Raw genomic sequence first — 21,206 nt, forward strand, 5'->3', positions numbered from 1 at the left:
ACAAGTAGTTTTACGTGGTTTTAGAAATAAAAAAAGAAATACTTTAGCAACCTAATCAACCAGAAAAAATCAGTCTATGAATAAAATAATTTACCTTAAAGAAGTACCACTTTTAAAAAAGATTTTGGGTTACAGTATTGTTGTGCTTGGATTATTATCTTTTACAGCTAGCATTGTTTTTGGTGCTATTTTTATTGTAATAGGCATTAATTTTTTATTAACCGAAGGCTCTGAAATTGATTTAGATACTTCCACTTACAGAAGCATTCATTCTCTATTTGGATTTCATTTTGGCAAATGGAAACCTTGTCCAAAGTTTGACTACGTATCGGTTTTTAAAACTATCGAAAACCAAACTGTTCGTGTGATTACCGCCGAAACCACCTTGCAAAACGACATCATTTTGCTCAATTTATTTTACAACGGCAACAAGCACATCACCTTTTACAAAACACAAGATAAAAACGAAGCTTTTAAAGTAGCCCAAAAGTTTCAATCGCTATTTAATATTGACATTTTGGATGCTACAGAAAGTGAAAAGAAATGGTTGTAAATTATTTTTTTACCACTTTACGGTTTTCCGTAAAATAGTATTAAATTGCTATTTTACCTTTGAAATATGGGTATGCTACAAGTTATAACCAGTAAAGTTTCACAATGTTAGACTGCAATACCTTTTGCATAATTGCCTTACCACACAAAAACATAAATAATAACCTCTAAATAATAACTTTAATTAAAAAAATCTATGAAAGTATTAAAATTAACTTTGGGAATGGCGCTTGTATTACTAATGAGCAGTTGTGTAAGTCTTATTCCTTTGAAACAAGAATTTTATAACAACAAAAAAGTAGGCATCATCCTCCAAGTAGATAGTATCGGTATGGCGAAAGCTGGCGGACAAGGTTTACTAGACATGGCACTAACACCTGGCAACCGTTTTACGGAACCCTTGAAAAAAGTGGAACCAAAATTTAATGTGCAAGAAACCTTAAAATCCGAAATCACGAGCATTTTAAAAGAAAAAAATAAGGATTTTGTCTTTATTGAACAAAGATTAGATTACAAAAAAATGGCACAATTTAACAAACCCAACTCTGATAAAAAGTACAGTAAAAAGGACTTTAGAGACTTAAAAGCAGCTCACAATGTAGATGAAATCATGTACATAAATGTGAAGTATGGTTTGCTAGTAAGTTATTATGGTATGATTGAGTTGGAGAAAGACGGCTATGTAAATGTAGTTTCAGAAACGGTAGATTTGAGTGACAATTCGTTGTTGCAACAAGACAACTTTCAAACGGTGGCTAAGATGGATGGTAACTGGAAAAAAGGCGAAGACTATGAAAACTTAAGAAATGCTATTCAAGGTGCCATCAACAATGCCGCAACCGCTATACGAACAAGATTTTAATAGTAAATTAACATAAAACTAAAACATATTCTACAGCAAATCTCAAGTAACAGTGCTGTACCCAACTACTAAAACTATTCAATAACTTTTTGAAAAACAAAGGGTTTTACGTAGTTTTAGTAGTAAAATTTTTATTAAATTAGCAAACTTTTAATTAATTATATAATCCTAATTCATTGTATATGGGTATATTAGTATCAATAAATTAAGGCTTTTTATTAGTTGAAAATAATTTTAAAATCGCGAGAAATAAATTTTTTAAAAAAAATGAAAACAAAAAGAATATTTAGGAACAGTCTAATCACAATTATTATCTTCTCTTTAATATCATCTCCAATTTATGCTTGCACTGGCATTACTTTAAAATCAAAAGATGGAGGTGTTATAGTTGCTAGAACTGTTGAATGGGCATTAAATGATGCTCAACATAACCAACTTCTAATTGTTCCAAGAAATAAAGAATTCAAAGCACAAACCCCAGTGGGATTAAATGGAAAAAACTGGAAAGGTAAATATGGTTTTGTAACACTTACTGCCTACGGACAACCATACGGCCCGGATGGTCTTAATGAAGAAGGGTTATATGTAGGCGTTTATTATTTACCTGGATTTGCTGAATATTCAGTTTATGATAAAGACAATGCGTCTAAGTCAATGAGTGTTGGTGATTTAATGCAATGGATGCTTTCTTCTTTTAAAACTGTAGATGAAGTATTAGCACACTTAAATGAAGTTATTGTTGTTAGTGTTGAAAACAAAGATTTTGGTGGAGCAGAACTACCTTTTCATTTTAAAATAGTTGACCCTAGCGGAAACAGCAGAATAATTGAAATTGTAAATAAAGGTGAAGTTAAAATTTATGAGCCCTATTTAGGTGTAATAACGAATTCACCAACTTATGATTGGCATATATTAAATCAAAGAAATTATCTGAATCTTTCAACTTCACCAAACCAACAAAAAACTTTCGGAAACTATGAACTAAACCCAACAGGTGGAGGTTCAGGCTTTTTGGGTATACCTGGCGATTTTACTCCGCCTTCAAGATTTGTTCGTGCTGCGGCTTTTACAGCATCATGCAGACCTTTAGTAACATCTACTGAAGCTGTATTCGAATCCTTTAGAATTTTAGATAATTTTAATATCCCATTAGGAGCTCAAGTTCCTTCAGAAAAGATACCAAACGATATTGTTAGTGCAACACAGGTTACTTCATCTTGTGATTTAAAAGAAAAAGTTTACTATTACCACACTATGTGGAATAGAGCTGTTAGAAAAATAGATTTAAAATCTATTGATTTTACAGAAATTAAAGAACAAGTCATTGACGACGATGTTACTAAGGAAAACTCCATTAAAGATGTAACTCCATATAATAAGAAAACAAAAAAGAAGTAACCATTTTACATCTACGATTAAATTAACAAAAAATGAATAATATAGATAAAACGATTCACTTCGCAGAAAAATCAATTTATTATACGCTTTCAATTCTAATTCTTTTATTTGTGTTTTATGAGGTGTTTGATCTCATTCATTTATTTTACATTGAGGTTAATGAAGCCTCAATTTTAGAGAATAAATCCATAGCACTTAGTGGTGTTCCGTTATTTTTTAACATAATAATTGCATTAGAAATTCTAGAAACATTTAAAGGAAATAATGATAATATTTTGCGTAAAGTAAAAATAATTCTGCTTATTGCACTAACTGCAATTTCAAGAAAAGTAATTGTTATGGATGTTAAACACATAGGATTTGAAACAGAAATAGGTATTTCAATTTTGATATTATCGATTTGTGCAGGATATTTTATTCTTCATAATTCAATAAAAAAAAATAGTAGTAAAAAAGAATAATCTAACTATTAACAAACCTACTTCTATTCTAAACTACAATTAGAAAATAAATTAATCTCAAAAATATGTCTTATTTAAATGAAATAGATGCATGGAAAATATCATTGATTCTGATGTTTGTGACCTTTGCATTGACAGTTTTTGGTTACAAACTTGGAAAACTAAAGTTAAGAAAACTAAAAGCAACTACTTCAACAGAATCAAGTTCTAGTTTTGGTTCTCTTTCTGGATTACTTTTTCTATTGCTTGCTTTTACTTTTAGCATGAGTGTAACCAGATATGATACTAGAAGGCAAATTATTATAGAAGAGGCTAATACTATTAGTACTGCTATACTTCGTGCTGATTTATATCCAGAAAAAGAACGTGAATCATTTAGAAATGACTTCAAACAATATGTTGAAGCAAGAATAAATTATTATAATGCAGGTAGAGATATAGAAAAAATAAAGCATTCAAATAGGCAAAGTCAAGCTATATCCACAAATTTATGGAAAAGAGCTTCAGGGCTTTCACGTGATTATTCTAATACAGATGCAACTCGTCAAATGATTCCAGCTTTAAATGAAATGTTTGATATTACAACAACTAGGGCAGCTGCCGAAAAAGCAAAAGTTCCTGATAGTATTATTTGGTTACTCTTTCTTTTAGCAGGTATAGCTTCTTTTTATTCTGGGTACTTGGCAGCTTTAAAAGGAAATATTGATTGGTTAATCGAGTTTGTTTTTTGCATAATGATATCAATTACAATCTTATTTATATTTGATTTAGATAGGCCTTTTAGAGGATTTGTAACATTAGATGAATCTAATAAAAGTATGATTGAGTTACGAAATTATTTCAATTAAAGTACATAACTACTTCTAAAAAAGCAAAAGCTTCCCAGAAAGTTTCTACTAAAAGCAAGCTACGCCAAGAGGTCCAATAAAACAACGCAAATGTCTCCTGACTTTGCTTTGTTTTATTTCAAAAAACCACAAATAAATTTCTTGTCCAATCACCACCATTTCTACAAAAAACACTATTTTAGCACCTCAAACATACAAACTAAATAAGTAATGAAAAATACAGCTTTAACGCACATTCACGAAGGATTAGGAGCAAAAATGGTTCCATTTGCAGGTTACAATATGCCTGTTTCATACGAAGGAGTCAACGCAGAACACGAAACCGTTAGAAATGCAGTTGGTGTTTTTGATGTGTCTCACATGGGTGAATTTCTAATTTCGGGTGAAAATGCTTTGGCTTTAATACAAAAAGTTACGTCTAACGATGCTTCAACTCTTGAAAACGGTAAAGCACAATATTCTTGTTTACCAAACAATGATGGCGGAATTGTAGATGATTTAATTGTTTACAAAATCAAAGACGAACAATATTTATTAGTAGTAAACGCATCTAACATCGATAAAGATTGGGATTGGATTTCGTCACACAATACTTTTGGTGCTGAAATGAAAAACCTTTCTGACAATTATTCATTGCTTGCCATTCAAGGTCCAAAAGCGGTTGAAGCGATGCAAAGTTTGACTTCTGTAGATTTATCAGCCATAAAATACTATCATTTTGAAGTAGCTGATTTTGCTGGAATTGAAAATGTAATCATTTCTGCAACAGGTTACACTGGTTCAGGTGGTTTTGAAATTTATTGTAAAAACTCAGAAGTAGAACAAGTTTGGAACAAAGTTTTTGAAGCTGGAGCAGCATTCGGAATCAAGCCAATTGGTTTAGCAGCAAGAGATACCTTGCGTTTAGAAATGGGATTCTGTTTGTATGGAAACGACATCAACGATACCACTTCGCCATTAGAAGCAGGTTTGGGTTGGATTACAAAATTCACCAAAGAATTCACCAATTCTGAAAACTTGAAAGCACAAAAAGAAGCTGGAGTTGCTAGAAAATTAGTAGGTTTTGAATTAATCGACAGAGGAATTCCAAGACACGATTACGAAATCGTAGACGCAGAAGGAAACAACATCGGAATTGTAACTTCAGGAACACAAGCACCAAGTTTAGGAAAAGCTATCGGAATGGGTTACGTTAAAACCGAATTCGCAGCTGTAGATTCTGAAATTTATATTTTGATTAGAGATAAGAAAATTGCTGCTAAAGTTTCTAAAATGCCGTTTTATAAAAAATAGTTTCAAAAATCAAGTTCAAAAGTCAAGTTCAAAAGTCAATTGCAAAAATCAATTTCAAAAGTCAATTTGATTTTTGAAGTTGAAATTGATTTTTGAAGTTGAAATTGATTTTTGAAGTTGAAATTGAATTTGAATTTGAAAAAAATACTCCTTTTACTACTTCCCTTTATAGGTTTTGCACAAAGCGAAAAGAATCCTTGTGAAACATTGACAAAGATTAATGCAGTTGTGCAAAGCCAGCATTACAAACCTAAAGCAATTGACGATAGTTTGTCGGTTTATGTATTTGATGCTTTTATAAAAGAATTGGACGAAGACAATCGTTTGTTTACTGAAATTGAAGTAAAAAATCTTAAAAAACAACAATTAGCAATTGATGATTACCTCAAAGCAAACAATTGTGCTTTTCTAAAAGAATTTTACAAAGCCTACAATATTGCCATTGAGCGTTATAAAAACTCTATCGAAGCCATTTATAAAGAACCATTTGCTTATAACAGTCCTGAAAGTATTGAGTTTTCGGTTAAAACATTGCCTTACGCAAAAGACGCTAACGACTTGAAACGCTTGTTTAAAAAACGTCTTTTGTTTCATACTTTAAGAGATGTTTCCGAAATAAGTACGAATAAAGATTCTTTGGTTGCTAATTTTGAAAAACTTTCAAAACTATCTAAAGAAAAAATATTTGAAACCTACCGCTGTAAATATTCGAATTTGCAACTTACAGAAAATGATTTTAATGCCAAATTTTACAATGTCTTCTGCTCCTATTTTGACCCACATACCATGTATTTATCCAAAAGTGATAAATCGAGTTTTCTTTCCAATGTTAGTGCAGACAACCTCTCTTTCGGACTGAATATTTCTCTCAATGAGAAAGAAGAAATTATTGTTGATGAGGTAGTTCCCGGAAGTTCTGCCTATTTTTCTGATAAGATTGAAGCTGGTGACCAAATCATTAAAGTGAAATACCTTGACCAAGAATATATTATTGCCTGCTCATCAATGCAAAAAGTTGAAGCCATTTTTAGCTCGAGTGAATTTAGAAATGCTGATTTCACTTTGCGTAAAAAAACTGGTGAAGTTTACACCGTGACGCTCACAAAAAAATTACTTAAAGATTATGGTAACAATGTATACAGCTATATTTTAGAAAAAGACAACAAGAAAACAGGATATCTCAGAATTCCGAGTTTCTATGCTACTTTCGAAAATGGCAAAACGAATGTCAGTGATGATGTAACCAAAGAAATCTATAAATTAAAAAAAGACGCCATTGATGGACTAATTATTGACTTACAAAATAATGGTGGCGGTTCTATGGAAGAAGCCGTTCAATTGACAGGTTCTTTTATAGATATTGGACCAATTGCCATTATGAACAATAAACAGGGAAACAAAGAAACCATAAAAGATCCGAATCGTGGCAGCATTTATACAGGACCTTTAGTAGTCTTAATTAATGGTTTTTCTGCTTCGGCAAGTGAGTTTTTTACCAATACAATGCAAGATTATAAAAGAGCTGTTGTTATTGGAACCAATTCACATGGAAAAGCTACCATGCAAAGAATTCTACCGCTTACAGAAGATAAAAATCAAGAAGAGTTTTTAAAACTGACTATTGAAGAATTTTATAGAGTAACTGGAAAAACCAATCAAACTATTGGAATAACTCCCGATATAGCACTTCCATTACTTTTTGACAAGCAAATGCCAAGGGAAAGCAAAAACAAAACAGCCTTGAAAAACAATACTATTGAAGGTGTTTTGCGTTTTACAGAGTTTATAAATCCAAATAGAAAAGTTGCTATTGAAAAAAGTGCTGCACGGATTGCTGCCGATGCTAATTTGAAAATAATTACTGATTTAAACAATAAATTGAACGAGGTTTACGAAAAAGACATGGCTCCTATTCCTCTGAATTTTAATTCGGTTTTTGAATCTGTAAACAAAGTAAATTTGTTGTGGAAAGAAGTGAAATTAGTTTCTAAAAAAGAAACTGATATAAAAGTAGAACGCAACTCTGTTGATATCGAATACCAGCAATTTGATGAATATTTAAAAAGCGCCAACAAAGAAAAAATAAAAGCAATTAAAAGTAACTTACACATTATTGAAGCGCTCAACATTATTAATGATTTAAAAAACTAAATCCATGAAAAAACTACTACTTGCCTTATTATTAAGCCTAAGCTTACTATCAACAGCACAAGAATTTAAAACACCAGTAGACTATTTAACCTACATAAACAAAGAACAAGGTATAATTTCTAGAAGTACATGGAAATATACTTCTGCCGTAGCGCATTCTAAAAGTGCAAGACGAATTGATAATACTCGTAAGCAATTGATTAAAACGATACAAACCGCAAAAAAGAAAATTGGTGATATTAAAAACGGTTACAATGGCGATGTTGAATACCAAAACCAAGTCATACAATATTTTGATTTCTGTGAGAAGAATTTGAATGAAGAGTATGATAAAATCATCAACATGCAAGAAGTAGCAGAACAATCTTATGATGCTATGGAAGCCTATCTTTTAGCAAGAGACTTGGTTAATGAAAAACTAGATTCAGAAAATGAAAAGGCAAGTGCAGCTTTTAATGCTTTCGCACTAAAATACAATATAAAAATAAGTGAAGGTGATTCTGAATTAGGTAAAAAAATTAAAATATCTAATGAAGTATTTGATTACCACACAGTGTTATATTTGGTTTTCTTTAAAGTAAACTTTACGGATGCCTCCTTAGCTAAAGCCGTTCAAAAGAAAGACATGGCTGCTATTGAGCAAAATGCTAATGCATTGTTACAATATGCGAACGAAGGACTAGAAAAAATTAAAACAATTGCACCCTACAATAAGGATGTTTCGTTGATAACAGCGACTAAAAAAGTATTGGAATACTACAAAAAAGAAGCCGAAACTCATGTTCCAAAAATAGTTTCATTTTACATGTTCAACGACAAGTTTGAAAATACTAAAAAAACAATTGAATCTAAGTCACAAAAAGACAGAACTAAAGAAGAAATTGACAATTATAATGACATGGTAAAACAAGTTAACAAAGAGATTGATACATACAACAAAGCAAATAATTTAGATTTTCAAGACAAACAAAACGCTATCAACAATTGGAATACTGTGGCAGAAAACTTTATTTCAAAACACGTTCCAGTAGATTAATTTGAAAACTGAAATATAGATTTGTAAAAATAGATTTTTAGGTTAATTTTGCATCAGAATTGAATTATAACAAATAAATCAAAACCTGAATCAAGTTTGGGTTAAATTATAGAAATGGGAAGAGCGTTCGAATTTAGAAAAGGTAGAAAAATGAAACGTTGGTCAGCAATGGCTAAAGCGTTTACTCGTATCGGAAAAGATATTGTAATGGCTGTAAAAGAAGGTGGTCCAAATCCGGAAGCCAACTCTCGTTTACGTGCTGTTATTCAAAACGCAAAGGCAGCAAACATGCCAAAAGAAAACGTAGAGCGTGCCATCAAAAAAGCAACTGACAAAGATACAGCAAACTATAAAGAGCAACTTTTTGAAGGTTATGCACCACACGGAATTGCACTTTTAATTGAAACTGCAACTGACAATAATAATAGAACGGTAGCCAATATAAGAAGTTACTTCAACAAATGTAATGGAACTATGGGAACGCAAGGTTCGGTAGAATTTATGTTTGACCATACATGTAACTTTAGAATTCCAAACAACAATATTGATATTGAAGAAATGGAATTAGAATTCATTGATTTTGGAGCAGAAGAAATCTTTGCTGACGAAGATGGAATATTAATCTACGCACCTTTTGGAAGCTTTGGAGCAATCCAAAAAGAACTAGAAAACAGAGGAATTGAAATTTTATCTTCTGGATTTGAAAGAATTCCACAAGTAACAAAAAAACTAACCGCAGCTGAAATTGCTGACGTTGAAAAACTAATAGAAAAAATAGAAGAAGATGATGACGTAATGAACGTTTATCATACTATGGATGAAACGGAATAGATTTAATATCAGATATTAGATATAAACTTCAAGGAAACTTGGAGTTTTTTTTTATATTTGAATATCTTTAAAATTAAAACCATGAAGCCATTCAAAACAATTATCGCTTTTCTTTTATTTTTTGTATGCACGAATTCCACAGCACAAAACAACAATTCACAAAAAATTATTGGCTGTTGGAAGGTAACAAAGTTTGAATTGAAAACTGAAATTGAGAACTCGTCAGAAATAATAAATGAAGCAATAAATAATGAAGTATGTTTTGATGCCAAAGGCAATTTTGTCACTACTAATGCTGAAGACAAAACTATTGGCAATGGAACATTTAATTTATCTGAAGATGGTAAAACCATATTTCAAAAATCCAATAATGAAATCAATGATATTGGAGGAAATGCAGAAATCGAATTATTAAATGAAAAAACTTTAATTCTTAAAAGTGATTATTTTACTATGAGTTTTGAGAAAAAGTAAATTTTATAACTGAGATAAATTTGTAACTATTATATTTCAAATTTAACACGTAAACTTCAAGACAACTTGGAGTTTTTTTTTGTTTATAAAATATTGATAACTAATTTATTATACTTTTTATAAAAATAATTGTATCAAAAATTTGTAACTTTTTAACAAGTACATCGTATAATTAGAGATTTAAAAATAGAACTAGAATGACACAATAAAGTGTTGTAATTCAAAAACTAAATTCAAAACCAACTAGTACTTTGAATTTGTGGTAAGTGAACTACCTGATTTACTATTTATTTCCTAATAGAATTCTATCAAAATCAAAAACCTTTTTTTATTTAATAAAATTTTATAACATGACAACATTTTTTACTTTGTGGTGGTTGATACCTATTGTATTATCTATTATTTTTTACAAATTTGTTTTAAGAGTTTTCTTTGGAATGGTCATCGTTCCTGAAGACAAAATTGGTTTAGTTACAAAGAAATTCGTGCTTTTTGGAACCGACAAATCGTTACCTGATGGAAGAATTATTGCTACCAAAGGTGAAGCAGGTTTTCAAGCACAAACACTTGCTCCTGGTTTATATTGGGCAATGTGGATTTGGCAATATTCTGTTGATATGACAGCGTTTACCATCATTCCGGAAGGGAAAATTGGTTTGGTATTAAGTAAAGACGGAAAAGAAATTCCAACAGGACGCATCTTAGCCCGAAAAGTAGATAGCGATAACTTTCAAGACGCGACAGCTTTCTTAAACAATGGTGGACAAAAAGGTCGTCAATCTGCTTTTATTACAACTGGTTCCTATCGTATTAATACGTTTTTATTTGAAATTGTAATGGCTGACCAAATCAAAATTTTTGAAAATATGGTCGGAATTGTTACTGCTCTTGATGGTGACCCGATTCCACAAGGTCAAATTGCAGGTAAATATGTAGACGGACACAATAACTTCCAGGACTTTGATTTTTTCTTGGAGCAAGGCGGAAACCGTGGTTTGCAACCTCAAGTGATGTTGGCTGGATCTTATTACATCAATTCATGGGCCATTCAAATTGAACAAAACCCAATGACCGATGTGCCAATTGGTTACGTTGGTGTTGTAATTTCTTATATTGGTGAAGACGGAAAAGACGTAACAGGAGAAACTTTCAAACACGGAAATATCGTCTCTAAAGGACAACGTGGTGTTTGGATGGAACCTTTTGGTCCAGGAAAATATGCCTTGAATAAATACACAACAAAACTTGAACCAGTTCCAACAACAAACTTAGTTTTGAATTGGGCAAATGCTAGAAGTGAATCACATGATTTAGATAAAAATCTATCTACTATTACGGTACGTTCGAAAGATGGTTTCCCATTCAATTTAGATGTGGCACAAATCATTCACGTTCCTGCTAATGAAGCGCCAAAAGTTATTGCACGTTTTGGAAGCATGACCAATTTAGTTTCACAAGTATTAGAACCAACTATTGGTAACTATTTTAGAAACTCAGCACAAGATAGCGATGTGATTTCGTTCTTAAGTACACGTAAAGAAAGACAAGAATCGGCTAAGAATCATATCAAAGCGGTTTTGGATGAATACAATGTAAATGCTGTGGATACGTTAATTGGAGACATTGTTCCACCAGATTCATTGATGAAAACATTGACCGATAGAAAAATTGCTGAAGAAGAGCAAAAAACCTATCAAACACAAAGAATGGCGCAAGAACAACGTCAAGGTGTTGAAAAAGAAACTGCGATTGCAGATATGCAAAAAGAAATTGTAAAAGCTTCTCAAAGTGTTGAAATTGCGCAAAGAACTGCCGATGCAACCGTTAAAAAAGCCGAAGGTGATGCAACAAGTTTGAAATTAAATGTAAATGCTGAAGCAGAAGCTACAAAAATGCGAGCAAATGCAGAAGCTGAAGCTACAAAAGCAAGAGCTGGAGCACAAGCAGAAGCTACAAAATTAAACGCAAGCGCAGAAGCTGAGAAAATCTCTAAAACTGGTTTGGCAGAAGCTGAGAAAATTATGGCTATTGGTAAATCAACTGCAGAAGCTTATCAGTTACAAGTTTCAGCAATGGGTGGTGATAACTTTACTAAATATAAAATTACCGAAGAAATTGGTAAAGGAAATATCAAAGTAATTCCAGATGTATTAATTTCAGGTGCAAATGGTTCCGAAGGTGGAATCAGTGGTTTACTTGGAATGAAATTAATGGAAATGATGGATACCAAAAATGATAAAGACGAATCTAAAAAGAAATAAGTAGTTTTTGAGTTAATTCAAATCCGTTTTGTGAAAACAAAGCGGATTTTTTTTTATTCCTATCCCAACCTTTTCAAAAAAATATACCTCTATATAAGAAACCAAACACTACAAAGATGAAAAAAATCAACATTCAAATCGACCAACCATGTTCTGAGGATTACAAAACCTTTAATAAAACAGATGAAGGTGGCTTCTGTAAATCTTGTAAAAAAAACGTAATAGATTTTACTAAAATGAACGATAAAGAAATTTTTAATTTCTTTACTAATGAAAATAATAAAACTTGTGGCATATTTCTGGAATCACAATTAAAAAGCTATGCTAATCCAAGTCTTGCTTCCAATAGAACTATGTCGAATTCCTTTTCTTCATGTCTATTTGGTTTGTCTCTTGTATCACTCCTATCGTTAACTAATGTTTACTCGCAAGAGCAGAAAACCAATACGAATACCATCGTAAAAGAGGAAAATAGTGCGACTAAAAAAGATACAAATTCGGAAGACCAAAATGAAAAATTTACAGTTAGTGGCATTGTTTCCGATGGAATTATTCCTTTACCAGGAGCCAATATTTATTTAAAAAATTATAACATCAGCACACAAACAGATATCGATGGAAAATTTACTTTTCCAAAACAACTAGAAGCTGGAGATATATTACTGGTAACTTATATTGGTTATAAAGAAAAAGAAATTAAAGTTACTCGTGAAAATCAGTCTATAAAAATGAACTATTCTATCAAGCTTGATAACTGCCAAATTGTGATGATGGGAGAAGTTGCAACAAATAAAGTTTATCAATCTAAACGAACACTATTTCAGAAAATAAAATCATTATTTACCAATGAATAAATGGATATTTTTGGTCATAACGCTTCTAAGTCAATTAAAAATTGAGGCACAAATTTCAGATTTTAAAAATGTGAATTTTAAAAATGCTGATGAAATTGCCTATGCTTATAAAGGTACTGATTTATCCAATTTACCACAACTTGCTTATAATCTGACTGATAATCTGCCATCTGATGTTGAAAAATTTAGAGCTATTTACACTTGGGTTAGCACCAATATCGAAGGTGATTACTACAGTTTTATGAAAAATAGTGCCAAAAGAAACAAACACCAAAATGATAGTTTGGAACTTGACAAATGGAATAAAGCTTATAGTAGTCAAGTTTTTAAAAAACTCGCAAAAGAAAAAAAAACAATTTGCACAGGTTATGCCTATCTCGTTAAAAGCTTAGCCAATTTGGTAAATATTAATTGCGAAATTATTGATGGTTTTGGTCGAAATGAAAGTTCCATTGCATCTGATTTAAAATTCCCTAATCATTCTTGGAACGCCGTTCAACTCAATAATAAATGGTATTTGTGTGATACAACTTGGTCAAGTGGCGCTTATGATACAAATACCTTTGCCTTTGAATTTGATTATAATGATGGGTATTTTTTAGCCGACCCTGATCTGTTTGCAAAAGATCATTTTCCTAATGAAGACAAATGGTTATTAAAAGATGAAAAAACAAATTTATCGGAGTTTTTGAAAGCTCCAGTAGTATATGATTATGCGTTTAAGTATGCTGTTTTTCCAATCGAACCTTCCATAATGCATTTAGAAGTCGAAAAAAATAAAGAAGCTGTATTTATCTTAAAAGATTTAAAAGGCATTGATATAAGCGACATTTTTCTACAAATCAATTATGGAACACGTGTTGACTATATCAAACCTATAATAGAACGTTTAGAACATAACAGTCTAAAAATAAAATATACTTTTTTAAAACATGGCTCCTATGATGTCCATATCAATCTAGGAACGCATCCTATCTGTACCTATGTAGTGAAAGTAAAAAAGGTACAATTGAAATCCGTTTTGTGAAAGCAAAGCGGATTTTTTTCTTTAGCTAATTTATTACTGGTAAAATGATGTATTGATTGATTAAAGTTTTTATATCGTTTTCTTTCACAATCCATGCACTATCCATGCTTTATCCATGCTTTATCTATGTAGTATCTATGCTTTATCTATGGAGTTGACCCGTCCTAAAATAACTATACAGATTAATAAATAAATCCTATTATAGTTATACAAATATAATTTTTAATCCTAAACTTACTATACAAATGTTTTTTCATGATAATAACTTTTATTATAGCTACTTTTAAGAGTGTTTCATAAAAACTTATAAAGCTCGGTAAAATACCTACTTTTTTGGTACAAAATGATGTTACTTACAAAGCATTGCTGCACTACGATGATTTTTAGTGTTTTTTTGATGTGAACTGATGAAAATGAGGCTTTTGTGAACAAAAGCTGCTTTATGTAATGAATAGGATTTTTCTCCTTAAAATATTTTTTTGTGTGATTATAATTGTTAAATTTGGTGAAATTATTGTAGAAATTTTTCTACTAATGTTTTTAGAAAGTTGAAGTAAGTTGATTATATATTTAGTTATAGTTAACCTTAACATATCTCACTTTATCGATAATCCGAAAAAGTGCATATACTCAAAATGATTACTTTGAAATAGAAATACATTTACATTAATAGTAACCTTAAAACCCACAATATGAGAATTCAAAAAGTAGAACGTTTTATTCATTTCTATGGCATTAGCTTTGAATTTGAAGCATCTAAAACAATTTCTGACTTGTTCCACACATTTACAACAATGAGTAAGACAGGTGCAAAAATAAGATATCAATATTTTGGAGATAAATATGTTTCTGTTTACGGAGTTGACAATGAAAAAGGTATCATGAAAGGTAAATTAAGAAGTATTCGCACAGATGCTTTTCCTGAAGGAATAAATATGACAACAGATGTAGTAGAAGATTTAGACACCGCAAAATTCGACGGAATTGTTGAGACTTCTCATTTCATTATAGATTATAGAAAAACAGAAACAGTGCTTGCATTAGAATATAATCATCATGGTGCTAAAGTTGAAGATTTTATCCGATATATCGAAAGAGTAGCTATAAACTATAAAATTTGTAAAAAAGTAGGTTACCATTTTTTGGTACGAAATTCATTAGCCAGTCTAAAAAAAAGGCTTGGAAGAGTTTCGCAAATGACTGTAAAAATTCATAAAAGTTACATTCCTGAGCTTGAAAATGCTGATCATGAATTACTTCAAGCTGCAAAAGCATCAGTAAATCAATTTGAGAATAAATATGCTATCTTAAATTTCAATATTGATTATAAAGAGTTTGATGACACTCCAAAAATTAAGAAAACAATATTTGGAATCTTGAAGTACTTTGAAGATAACCCAAATAAAAAGCATATCTTTAACTATCTAAAAGTTAAAGCAGAAGATGAAGAATTAGGTAATAAACTTCAAGTTTTTGATTTAATACTAGATAAAGAGCAAAGTAAAATTAGAGTTGAAAAAAAACCATTGACAAGAGTAATCGTGTCTGAAGATATATTTCCTAAAATGCAACGTGAAATTGATAAAAAGAACTTCAAATGAATCAAATTAATCGAGAAAAAATCCTTGATTTTTATCTAAGCAATTCTTATGTAATCGATATTTTTATTGTCGTTTGTTTATGGCTTATTAACTCATATTGTGCGATTTTCAATCTCAATCCTTCGCCTAAATTAGATTTAACAGGTTTAATATCGAGTATAATTTCAACATCAATTTCATTGGCTGGATTTATTCTAGCTGCCTTAACTATTATTGCTGCTCTAAAGGCAAACATTGCAAACAAATCACCTGAAACTGCCAAGAATCCGTTAGAACTTTTCTTTTCTAAAGCAAACTATTCACAATTAACAACTGTCTTCAAAGAATCAATAATTGAATTAGTCATAGTTACGTTTGGATTATATATAATCTGGTTACTTTCCACCGACTTTTCATGCAGTTTTCTTTTTAAAGTATTAATTTGTGGTATTGCAGTAGTTTTTTTAAGTGTTTTCAGAACTCTTTTGGTTTTATTTACAATAATGAGTCTAGAAAAATAATAGATAACAACAAAAAGCAACTTATAATACCTATTTAATTTAAAGTTAAGCCAATTATATCAGCCGCAACCATTAAATCCCAGGTGGCGCGGATATGTCCCACAACGGATAGCGCGGATTTGTAATTCATGCCCACAAAGAGCGTAAAACACACAAACTACAACAATAGAAAGTTGTAGTTTTTTTTATTAAATATGTTCTGCCAGAAATTATGCCGGTTTAGATAATGATTTAGAGGTTGTTTTGTTAGATTTGTTTTGATGTTGATTGTGGGCATGAATTGCAAATCCGCCCTATCGATAGTTGTGATTACTAATTGCAAATCCGAGCTATCGTCATTTTTTATTTAATATTTAGTTTGTACTTTAGTAAAAAATATCCGCAATGGAAAACCAATTATCAGTATTCAAAAAATATTCCTCAATTGAACAAGCACAAGATGTGGTTACTGTATTAAACTCTAATGAAATTGAAACCGAAATTGGAAACAATATTCCTCCAGTTGATAGCTTATTAACAGGAAATAATACAACTCCAGAATTTGAAATAAAAATTAAAATTTCCGATTTTGAAAAGGCGAATAAAGTATTGCAAAGTATTGCTGAAGATCAAATAAATCAAGTTGACAAAGACTATTATCTTTTCAGTTTTTCAGATGAAGAATTGTATGACATTATTTTGAAACAAGATGAATGGAACGAATTTGATTATTCGTTAGCAAAAAAACTTTTATCAGAACGCGGAAAATCTATTGATGAAGAACTAATCATATCATTAAAAAAACAACGCTTACAGGATTTGGCAAAACCTGAAGAAAATCAAAAACCATGGATAATTGCAGGATATATTTTTGCTTTATTAGGTGGCTTTTTGGGAATAATTATTGGTTATGTACTAATGACATCAAAGAAAAATTTACCAAATGGTCAGAGAGTTTATTCCTATACTACTGATGACAGACAACAAGGGAAAATGATTTTTTATATTGGACTTGTGATGTTGCCTTTTTATATAATTTTACGAATTCTATTAGCTGATTAATTTCACGAAACTTTATCATTTGTGTACACCAGATGCGCGGATATATCCCACAACGGATAGCGCGGAATTGCATTCCGTGCCCACAAAGAGCTTAAAAACACACAAACTACAACAATAAAAAGTTGTAGTTTTTTTTATTAAATTTGTTAAAAGCCAGAGTATGTCTACGAAATATAAAGCCACAAAAACCGAAGAAGCCTATTTCATAACTATAACAACAGTAGGTTGGATAGATGTTTTTACAAGACTCAATCAAAAATACAACATCATCAACGCATTACATTATTGCCAACAAAACAAAGGATTAGAAATTTATGCTTATGTTATTATGAGTAGTCATGTTCATTTATTATGCAAAGCAACTAATGGTTTTATTCTATCAGATGTTATTAGAGACTTTAAGAAATTTACCTCAAAGAAAATTTTGCAAACTTGTATTGAAGAACCTGAAAGCAGAAGAGAATGGATGTTAACTTATTTTCAAAAAGCATGCGAACATTTAAAAAGAGAACAACACCACAAAGTATGGCAAGATGGTTATCATGCTGAGCTTGTTGAAACTAATTGGTTTATAAAACAAAAAGTGAATTATATTCATAACAATCCAGTAATGGATAAAATCGTTTCTTTTCCTGAAGATTATTATTTTAGTTCTGCCAGAAATTATGCTGGTTTAGATAATGATTTAGAGGTTGTTTTGTTAGATTTGTTTTAATGTTGATTGTGGCACGGATTGCAAATTCGCGCTATCAGTTTTGATATTCATTGTGGGCACGGATTGCAAATCCGCGCTATCGTCATTTGTTTTGATTTTGATTGTGGGCACGGATTGCAAATCCGCGCTATCGTCATCCGCGCTATCATCATGCGCCGGTATTTTTTCACGAAACTTTACCATTTGTCCACTTCCATACCACTACATTATTCTTTACTTTTGCATAAAAAGAAAAAAAATGGCGCGATTTCAAGAAAATGACTTACCTAAAGCTAAACTCAACGCAAGTACCTTAAGCAAAGCGCTTCTTATTTTTAAATATGCCGACAATCACAAATGGAAATTCTATTTGGGGTTGTTTTTTCTTTTATTGACTGGTGGTACTGCCCTAGCCTTTCCTAAATTGTTAGGAATGTTGGTGGATTGTGTGAATCAAAAAGATTTGGTACAAGCCAAAAACATTGCGATTGGTTTGATGGGCATCTTGTTGTTGCAATCGTTCTTTTCGTTTTTTAGATTGTCGTTGTTTATCAATTTTACTGAAAATACCTTAGCCAACCTTCGATTGTCTTTGTACAGCAACTTAATCAAGTTGCCTATGAATTTCTTTTCTCAAAAAAGAGTCGGCGAATTGAACAGCCGCATCAGCTCGGATATTACTCAAATTCAAGATACTTTAACGTCTACTATTGCGGAATTTTTACGTCAGTTTATTTTAATCATTGGTGGTATCATTTTCTTAGCTACCATCAGTTTGCGCTTGACCTTAATGATGCTTTGCATTGTTCCAGTAGTAGCTGTGGCTGCGGTAATCTTTGGAAGGTTTATTCGTAAGTTCTCTAAAAGTGTTCAAGATCAAGTGGCCGAAAGTCAAGTTATTGTGGAAGAAACCTTGCAAGGGATAACGAATGTAAAAGCGTTTGCTAACGAATGGTATGAAATTGCACGTTATAAAGGTAAAATCAATGATGTAGTTAAATTGGCCATCAAAGGCGGACAATACCGTGGGTATTTTGCTTCGTTTATAATCTTCTGTTTGTTTGGAGCTATTGTTGCCGTAGTTTGGTATGGTGTAAGTTTGTGCATTAGTGGCGAAATTAAAGGTGTTGGTGAGTTGATTTCGTTTGTGTTGTATTCTACTTTTATTGGAGCTTCGTTTGGTGGTATTGCCGAATTGTATGCTCAAATTCAAAAAGCGGTTGGAGCTACGGAACGAGTTTTTGAACTATTAGACGAAACTCCTGAAAAAATAAATTCCAATCAAAATCAATCCACTGAAAAAATAAAAGGAAATGTATCCTTCAAAAATGTACAATTTAGTTATCCATCACGACCAGAAATTCAAGTATTGAAAGATGTGAACTTTACAGCAAGCTTTGGTCAGAAAATTGCGATTGTTGGTCCGAGTGGCGCTGGAAAATCAACTATATCTTCACTCCTATTGCGTTTTTATGATATTGATGGCGGACAAATTTTAATTGATGATAAAAATATCTACGATTATGATTTGGAAAATCTTCGTGGAAATATGAGTATCGTTCCACAAGATGTGATTTTATTTGGTGGAACCATTCGAGAAAACATAGCTTACGGAAAACCAAATGCTACAGATGAAGAAATCTTTTTAGCAGCCAAACAAGCCAACGCCTTAGATTTTGTAAATGGATTTCCTGAAAAATTTGAGACTTTGGTTGGTGAACGCGGTATAAAACTTTCTGGTGGACAACGTCAACGTATTGCTATTGCGCGTGCTTTACTGAAAAATCCTAGTATTTTAATTTTGGATGAAGCTACATCATCATTAGATAGTGAAAGCGAAAAATTAGTACAACAAGCTCTAGAAACTTTAATGGAAGGAAGAACTAGTATCATCATTGCACACCGACTTTCAACCATTAGAAGTGCTGATGCCATTTTAGTTCTAAACGAAGGAAAAATTGCCGAAAAAGGAACTCACAAAGAACTGCTTGAAATTGAAAATGGGATTTATAAGAATTTGAGCAATTTGCAGTTTAGTGAATATTAGGTTTATGACCGCAAATTTGCAGTAAATAAAAATCCCAAGCTATTAACTCGGGATTTATTATTTTTTATTTTGATTTTCTTCTTTCTCTTTCTGATTTCAATAAATTTAACTCTCTACTTGTTTGTCCGGCAACTGAAGTGTTTTCTTCGGCACGACGAATTAAGTACGGCATCACATCTCGAACTGGTCCAAATGGTAAATATTTAGCCACATTATATCCGTGTGCAGCCAAATTATAACTAATATTATCACTCATTCCGTATAATTGCCCAAACCAAATGCGTTGGTCTTTAATTTCAATAGAGTTATCTTTCAACATTTCCATTAATTTATAAGAACTTTCTTCATTGTGCGTTCCAGCGAAGATGGCCATTTTATCAATGTGCTTCATCATATAATCAACTGCTGCATTATAGTTATCATCTGTAGCTTGTTTCGAAGCACAAATTGGAGTTGAATAGCCATTTTCTTCTGCTCGTTTGTGCTCTTTTTCCATGTAAGCACCTCGAACTAGCTTCATTCCGATATAAAAACCATCTGCTTTTGCTCTTTCGTGCAATGCTTTTAGATAATCCATTCTATCCCAACGATACATTTGTAAAGTATTGAAAACAATCACTTTTTCTTTGTTGTACTTGCGCATCATGTCTTCTACCAAATCATCGGCGGCATCTTGCATCCAACTTTCTTCTGCATCAATTAATAACGCAACATCTTTTGAATGAGCCGTTTTACAAATGATTTCAAAACGTTCTAAAACTCTATTCCATTCGGATTGTTCGTCTTCAGTAAGTGCTTGCTTCTCTCCTACTTTTGTATATAAATCTAATCTTCCTAAACCTGTTGGCTTAAAAACTGCAAACGGAATTGCTTGACGTTCTTTAGCAAATTCAACTGTTTTTAAAGTCATTTCTAAAGCCGCATCAAATTGAGCTTCTTCTTCTTTACCTTCCACAGAATAATCCAAAACCGATGAAACACCTTTGGTATACATATTATCAACAACTTTTAGGCAATCCATTTCGTTTACGCCACCACAAAAATGGTCGAAAACCGTAGCACGAATCAATCCTTCAACTGGTAAATGTGCTTTCAAGGCAAAGTTGGTGACAGCAGTTCCGATTCTAACCAGTGGTTCGTTGGAAATCATTTTGAAAAGAAAATAGGCTCTGTCTAATTCAGTATCACTTTTTAATGAGAAAGCAACTTCAGTATTGTTGAAAATTTTGTCCATCGAAATTTTATTAATTATGCAAATATAAATAGAGTTTTAGA

General features: G+C 31.6%; 19 protein-coding genes. 18 read left to right on the top strand and 1 reads right to left on the bottom strand.

Annotated features, from left to right (window positions below; all coding sequences use genetic code 11):
• The first annotated feature begins 76 nt into the window (after positions 1–76).
• From ABD771_RS11595 to ABD771_RS11680, 18 genes are all read left to right on the top strand, one after another.
• A complete protein-coding gene (locus ABD771_RS11595; protein ID WP_345094718.1) occupies positions 77–553 on the top strand; it encodes a hypothetical protein in 477 nt (158 codons plus the stop codon).
• Positions 554–748: 195 nt separating this feature from the next.
• Positions 749–1,414, top strand: a complete 666-nt coding sequence (locus tag ABD771_RS11600; protein ID WP_345094720.1) for a hypothetical protein — start codon at positions 749–751, stop codon at positions 1,412–1,414.
• A 267-nt stretch (positions 1,415–1,681) separates the two neighbouring features.
• A complete protein-coding gene (locus tag ABD771_RS11605) occupies positions 1,682–2,812 on the top strand; it encodes a linear amide C-N hydrolase (protein WP_345094722.1) in 1,131 nt (376 codons plus the stop codon).
• Positions 2,813–2,844: 32 nt separating this feature from the next.
• On the top strand, positions 2,845–3,273 hold the full coding sequence (locus tag ABD771_RS11610; RefSeq protein WP_345094724.1) for a phosphate-starvation-inducible PsiE family protein: 429 nt from the start codon (positions 2,845–2,847) through the stop codon (positions 3,271–3,273).
• A 65-nt stretch (positions 3,274–3,338) separates the two neighbouring features.
• Positions 3,339–4,121 carry a bestrophin-like domain gene (locus ABD771_RS11615; protein ID WP_345094727.1) on the top strand — a complete coding sequence of 261 codons (783 nt, stop codon included), beginning with the start codon at positions 3,339–3,341 and terminating at the stop codon, positions 4,119–4,121.
• A 210-nt stretch (positions 4,122–4,331) separates the two neighbouring features.
• Positions 4,332–5,414 (top strand): glycine cleavage system aminomethyltransferase GcvT, encoded by a 1,083-nt coding sequence (gene gcvT / locus ABD771_RS11620; RefSeq protein ID WP_345094730.1) that lies wholly within the window; start codon positions 4,332–4,334, stop codon positions 5,412–5,414.
• A gap of 135 nt (positions 5,415–5,549) precedes the next feature.
• A complete protein-coding gene (locus tag ABD771_RS11625) occupies positions 5,550–7,565 on the top strand; it encodes a S41 family peptidase (RefSeq protein WP_345094733.1) in 2,016 nt (671 codons plus the stop codon).
• Positions 7,566–7,569: 4 nt separating this feature from the next.
• Positions 7,570–8,601: an LIC11966 family surface protein gene (locus tag ABD771_RS11630; protein WP_345094735.1), complete on the top strand. Its 1,032-nt coding sequence runs from the start codon at positions 7,570–7,572 to the stop codon at positions 8,599–8,601.
• A gap of 114 nt (positions 8,602–8,715) precedes the next feature.
• Positions 8,716–9,432 (top strand): YebC/PmpR family DNA-binding transcriptional regulator, encoded by a 717-nt coding sequence (locus ABD771_RS11635; protein ID WP_345094737.1) that lies wholly within the window; start codon positions 8,716–8,718, stop codon positions 9,430–9,432.
• A gap of 81 nt (positions 9,433–9,513) precedes the next feature.
• The gene (locus ABD771_RS11640) at positions 9,514–9,906 is read left to right on the top strand and encodes a hypothetical protein (RefSeq protein WP_345094739.1); all 393 of its coding nucleotides are present in this window, start codon (positions 9,514–9,516) and stop codon (positions 9,904–9,906) included.
• A 350-nt stretch (positions 9,907–10,256) separates the two neighbouring features.
• Entirely contained in the window at positions 10,257–12,167 is a 1,911-nt protein-coding gene (locus tag ABD771_RS11645; protein WP_345094741.1) for an SPFH domain-containing protein, read from the top strand.
• Between the two features lie 116 nt (positions 12,168–12,283).
• Entirely contained in the window at positions 12,284–13,021 is a 738-nt protein-coding gene (locus tag ABD771_RS11650) for a carboxypeptidase-like regulatory domain-containing protein (protein WP_345094743.1), read from the top strand.
• A complete protein-coding gene (locus ABD771_RS11655) occupies positions 13,014–14,048 on the top strand; it encodes a transglutaminase domain-containing protein (protein ID WP_345094746.1) in 1,035 nt (344 codons plus the stop codon). The genes ABD771_RS11650 and ABD771_RS11655 overlap by 8 nt, the downstream gene beginning before the upstream one ends.
• 692 nt (positions 14,049–14,740) lie before the next feature.
• Positions 14,741–15,649 (top strand): hypothetical protein, encoded by a 909-nt coding sequence (locus ABD771_RS11660; protein WP_345094748.1) that lies wholly within the window; start codon positions 14,741–14,743, stop codon positions 15,647–15,649.
• A complete protein-coding gene (locus ABD771_RS11665; RefSeq protein WP_345094751.1) occupies positions 15,646–16,149 on the top strand; it encodes a hypothetical protein in 504 nt (167 codons plus the stop codon). Before ABD771_RS11660 ends, ABD771_RS11665 begins: the two co-directional genes overlap by 4 nt.
• A gap of 384 nt (positions 16,150–16,533) precedes the next feature.
• Positions 16,534–17,190 (top strand): hypothetical protein, encoded by a 657-nt coding sequence (locus ABD771_RS11670; RefSeq protein WP_345094753.1) that lies wholly within the window; start codon positions 16,534–16,536, stop codon positions 17,188–17,190.
• Positions 17,191–17,350: 160 nt separating this feature from the next.
• On the top strand, positions 17,351–17,905 hold the full coding sequence (locus tag ABD771_RS11675) for an REP-associated tyrosine transposase (protein WP_345094755.1): 555 nt from the start codon (positions 17,351–17,353) through the stop codon (positions 17,903–17,905).
• A gap of 238 nt (positions 17,906–18,143) precedes the next feature.
• Positions 18,144–19,931, top strand: coding sequence for an ABC transporter ATP-binding protein (locus tag ABD771_RS11680; RefSeq protein ID WP_345094757.1), 1,788 nt, complete (start codon positions 18,144–18,146; stop codon positions 19,929–19,931).
• A 64-nt stretch (positions 19,932–19,995) separates the two neighbouring features.
• Here ABD771_RS11680 and ABD771_RS11685 read toward each other — a convergent pair whose 3' ends face one another.
• A complete protein-coding gene (locus tag ABD771_RS11685; RefSeq protein WP_345094759.1) occupies positions 19,996–21,165 on the bottom strand; it encodes a proline dehydrogenase family protein in 1,170 nt (389 codons plus the stop codon).
• Positions 21,166–21,206: the final 41 nt, after the last annotated feature.

Source organism: Flavobacterium chungnamense, from assembly GCF_039539165.1.
In the GTDB taxonomy this organism is placed as follows: Bacteria; Bacteroidota; Bacteroidia; order Flavobacteriales; family Flavobacteriaceae; genus Flavobacterium; species Flavobacterium chungnamense.

What these genes read in the sequence shown, in the direction of transcription:
- ABD771_RS11630 (WP_345094735.1), top strand. Translation starts at nt 7,570, where the DNA reads ATGAAAAAACTACTACTTGCCTTATTATTAAGCCTAAGCTTACTATCA.
- ABD771_RS11660 (WP_345094748.1), top strand. Translation starts at nt 14,741, where the DNA reads ATGAGAATTCAAAAAGTAGAACGTTTTATTCATTTCTATGGCATTAGC.
- ABD771_RS11640 (WP_345094739.1), top strand. Translation starts at nt 9,514, where the DNA reads ATGAAGCCATTCAAAACAATTATCGCTTTTCTTTTATTTTTTGTATGC.
- ABD771_RS11595 (WP_345094718.1), top strand. Translation starts at nt 77, where the DNA reads ATGAATAAAATAATTTACCTTAAAGAAGTACCACTTTTAAAAAAGATT.
- ABD771_RS11615 (WP_345094727.1), top strand. Translation starts at nt 3,339, where the DNA reads ATGTCTTATTTAAATGAAATAGATGCATGGAAAATATCATTGATTCTG.
- ABD771_RS11605 (WP_345094722.1), top strand. Translation starts at nt 1,682, where the DNA reads ATGAAAACAAAAAGAATATTTAGGAACAGTCTAATCACAATTATTATC.
- ABD771_RS11665 (WP_345094751.1), top strand. Translation starts at nt 15,646, where the DNA reads ATGAATCAAATTAATCGAGAAAAAATCCTTGATTTTTATCTAAGCAAT.
- ABD771_RS11650 (WP_345094743.1), top strand. Translation starts at nt 12,284, where the DNA reads ATGAAAAAAATCAACATTCAAATCGACCAACCATGTTCTGAGGATTAC.
- ABD771_RS11670 (WP_345094753.1), top strand. Translation starts at nt 16,534, where the DNA reads ATGGAAAACCAATTATCAGTATTCAAAAAATATTCCTCAATTGAACAA.
- ABD771_RS11675 (WP_345094755.1), top strand. Translation starts at nt 17,351, where the DNA reads ATGTCTACGAAATATAAAGCCACAAAAACCGAAGAAGCCTATTTCATA.
- ABD771_RS11635 (WP_345094737.1), top strand. Translation starts at nt 8,716, where the DNA reads ATGGGAAGAGCGTTCGAATTTAGAAAAGGTAGAAAAATGAAACGTTGG.
- ABD771_RS11610 (WP_345094724.1), top strand. Translation starts at nt 2,845, where the DNA reads ATGAATAATATAGATAAAACGATTCACTTCGCAGAAAAATCAATTTAT.
- ABD771_RS11685 (WP_345094759.1), bottom strand. Translation starts at nt 21,165, where the DNA reads ATGGACAAAATTTTCAACAATACTGAAGTTGCTTTCTCATTAAAAAGT.
- ABD771_RS11600 (WP_345094720.1), top strand. Translation starts at nt 749, where the DNA reads ATGAAAGTATTAAAATTAACTTTGGGAATGGCGCTTGTATTACTAATG.
- gcvT (WP_345094730.1), top strand. Translation starts at nt 4,332, where the DNA reads ATGAAAAATACAGCTTTAACGCACATTCACGAAGGATTAGGAGCAAAA.
- ABD771_RS11680 (WP_345094757.1), top strand. Translation starts at nt 18,144, where the DNA reads ATGGCGCGATTTCAAGAAAATGACTTACCTAAAGCTAAACTCAACGCA.
- ABD771_RS11655 (WP_345094746.1), top strand. Translation starts at nt 13,014, where the DNA reads ATGAATAAATGGATATTTTTGGTCATAACGCTTCTAAGTCAATTAAAA.
- ABD771_RS11645 (WP_345094741.1), top strand. Translation starts at nt 10,257, where the DNA reads ATGACAACATTTTTTACTTTGTGGTGGTTGATACCTATTGTATTATCT.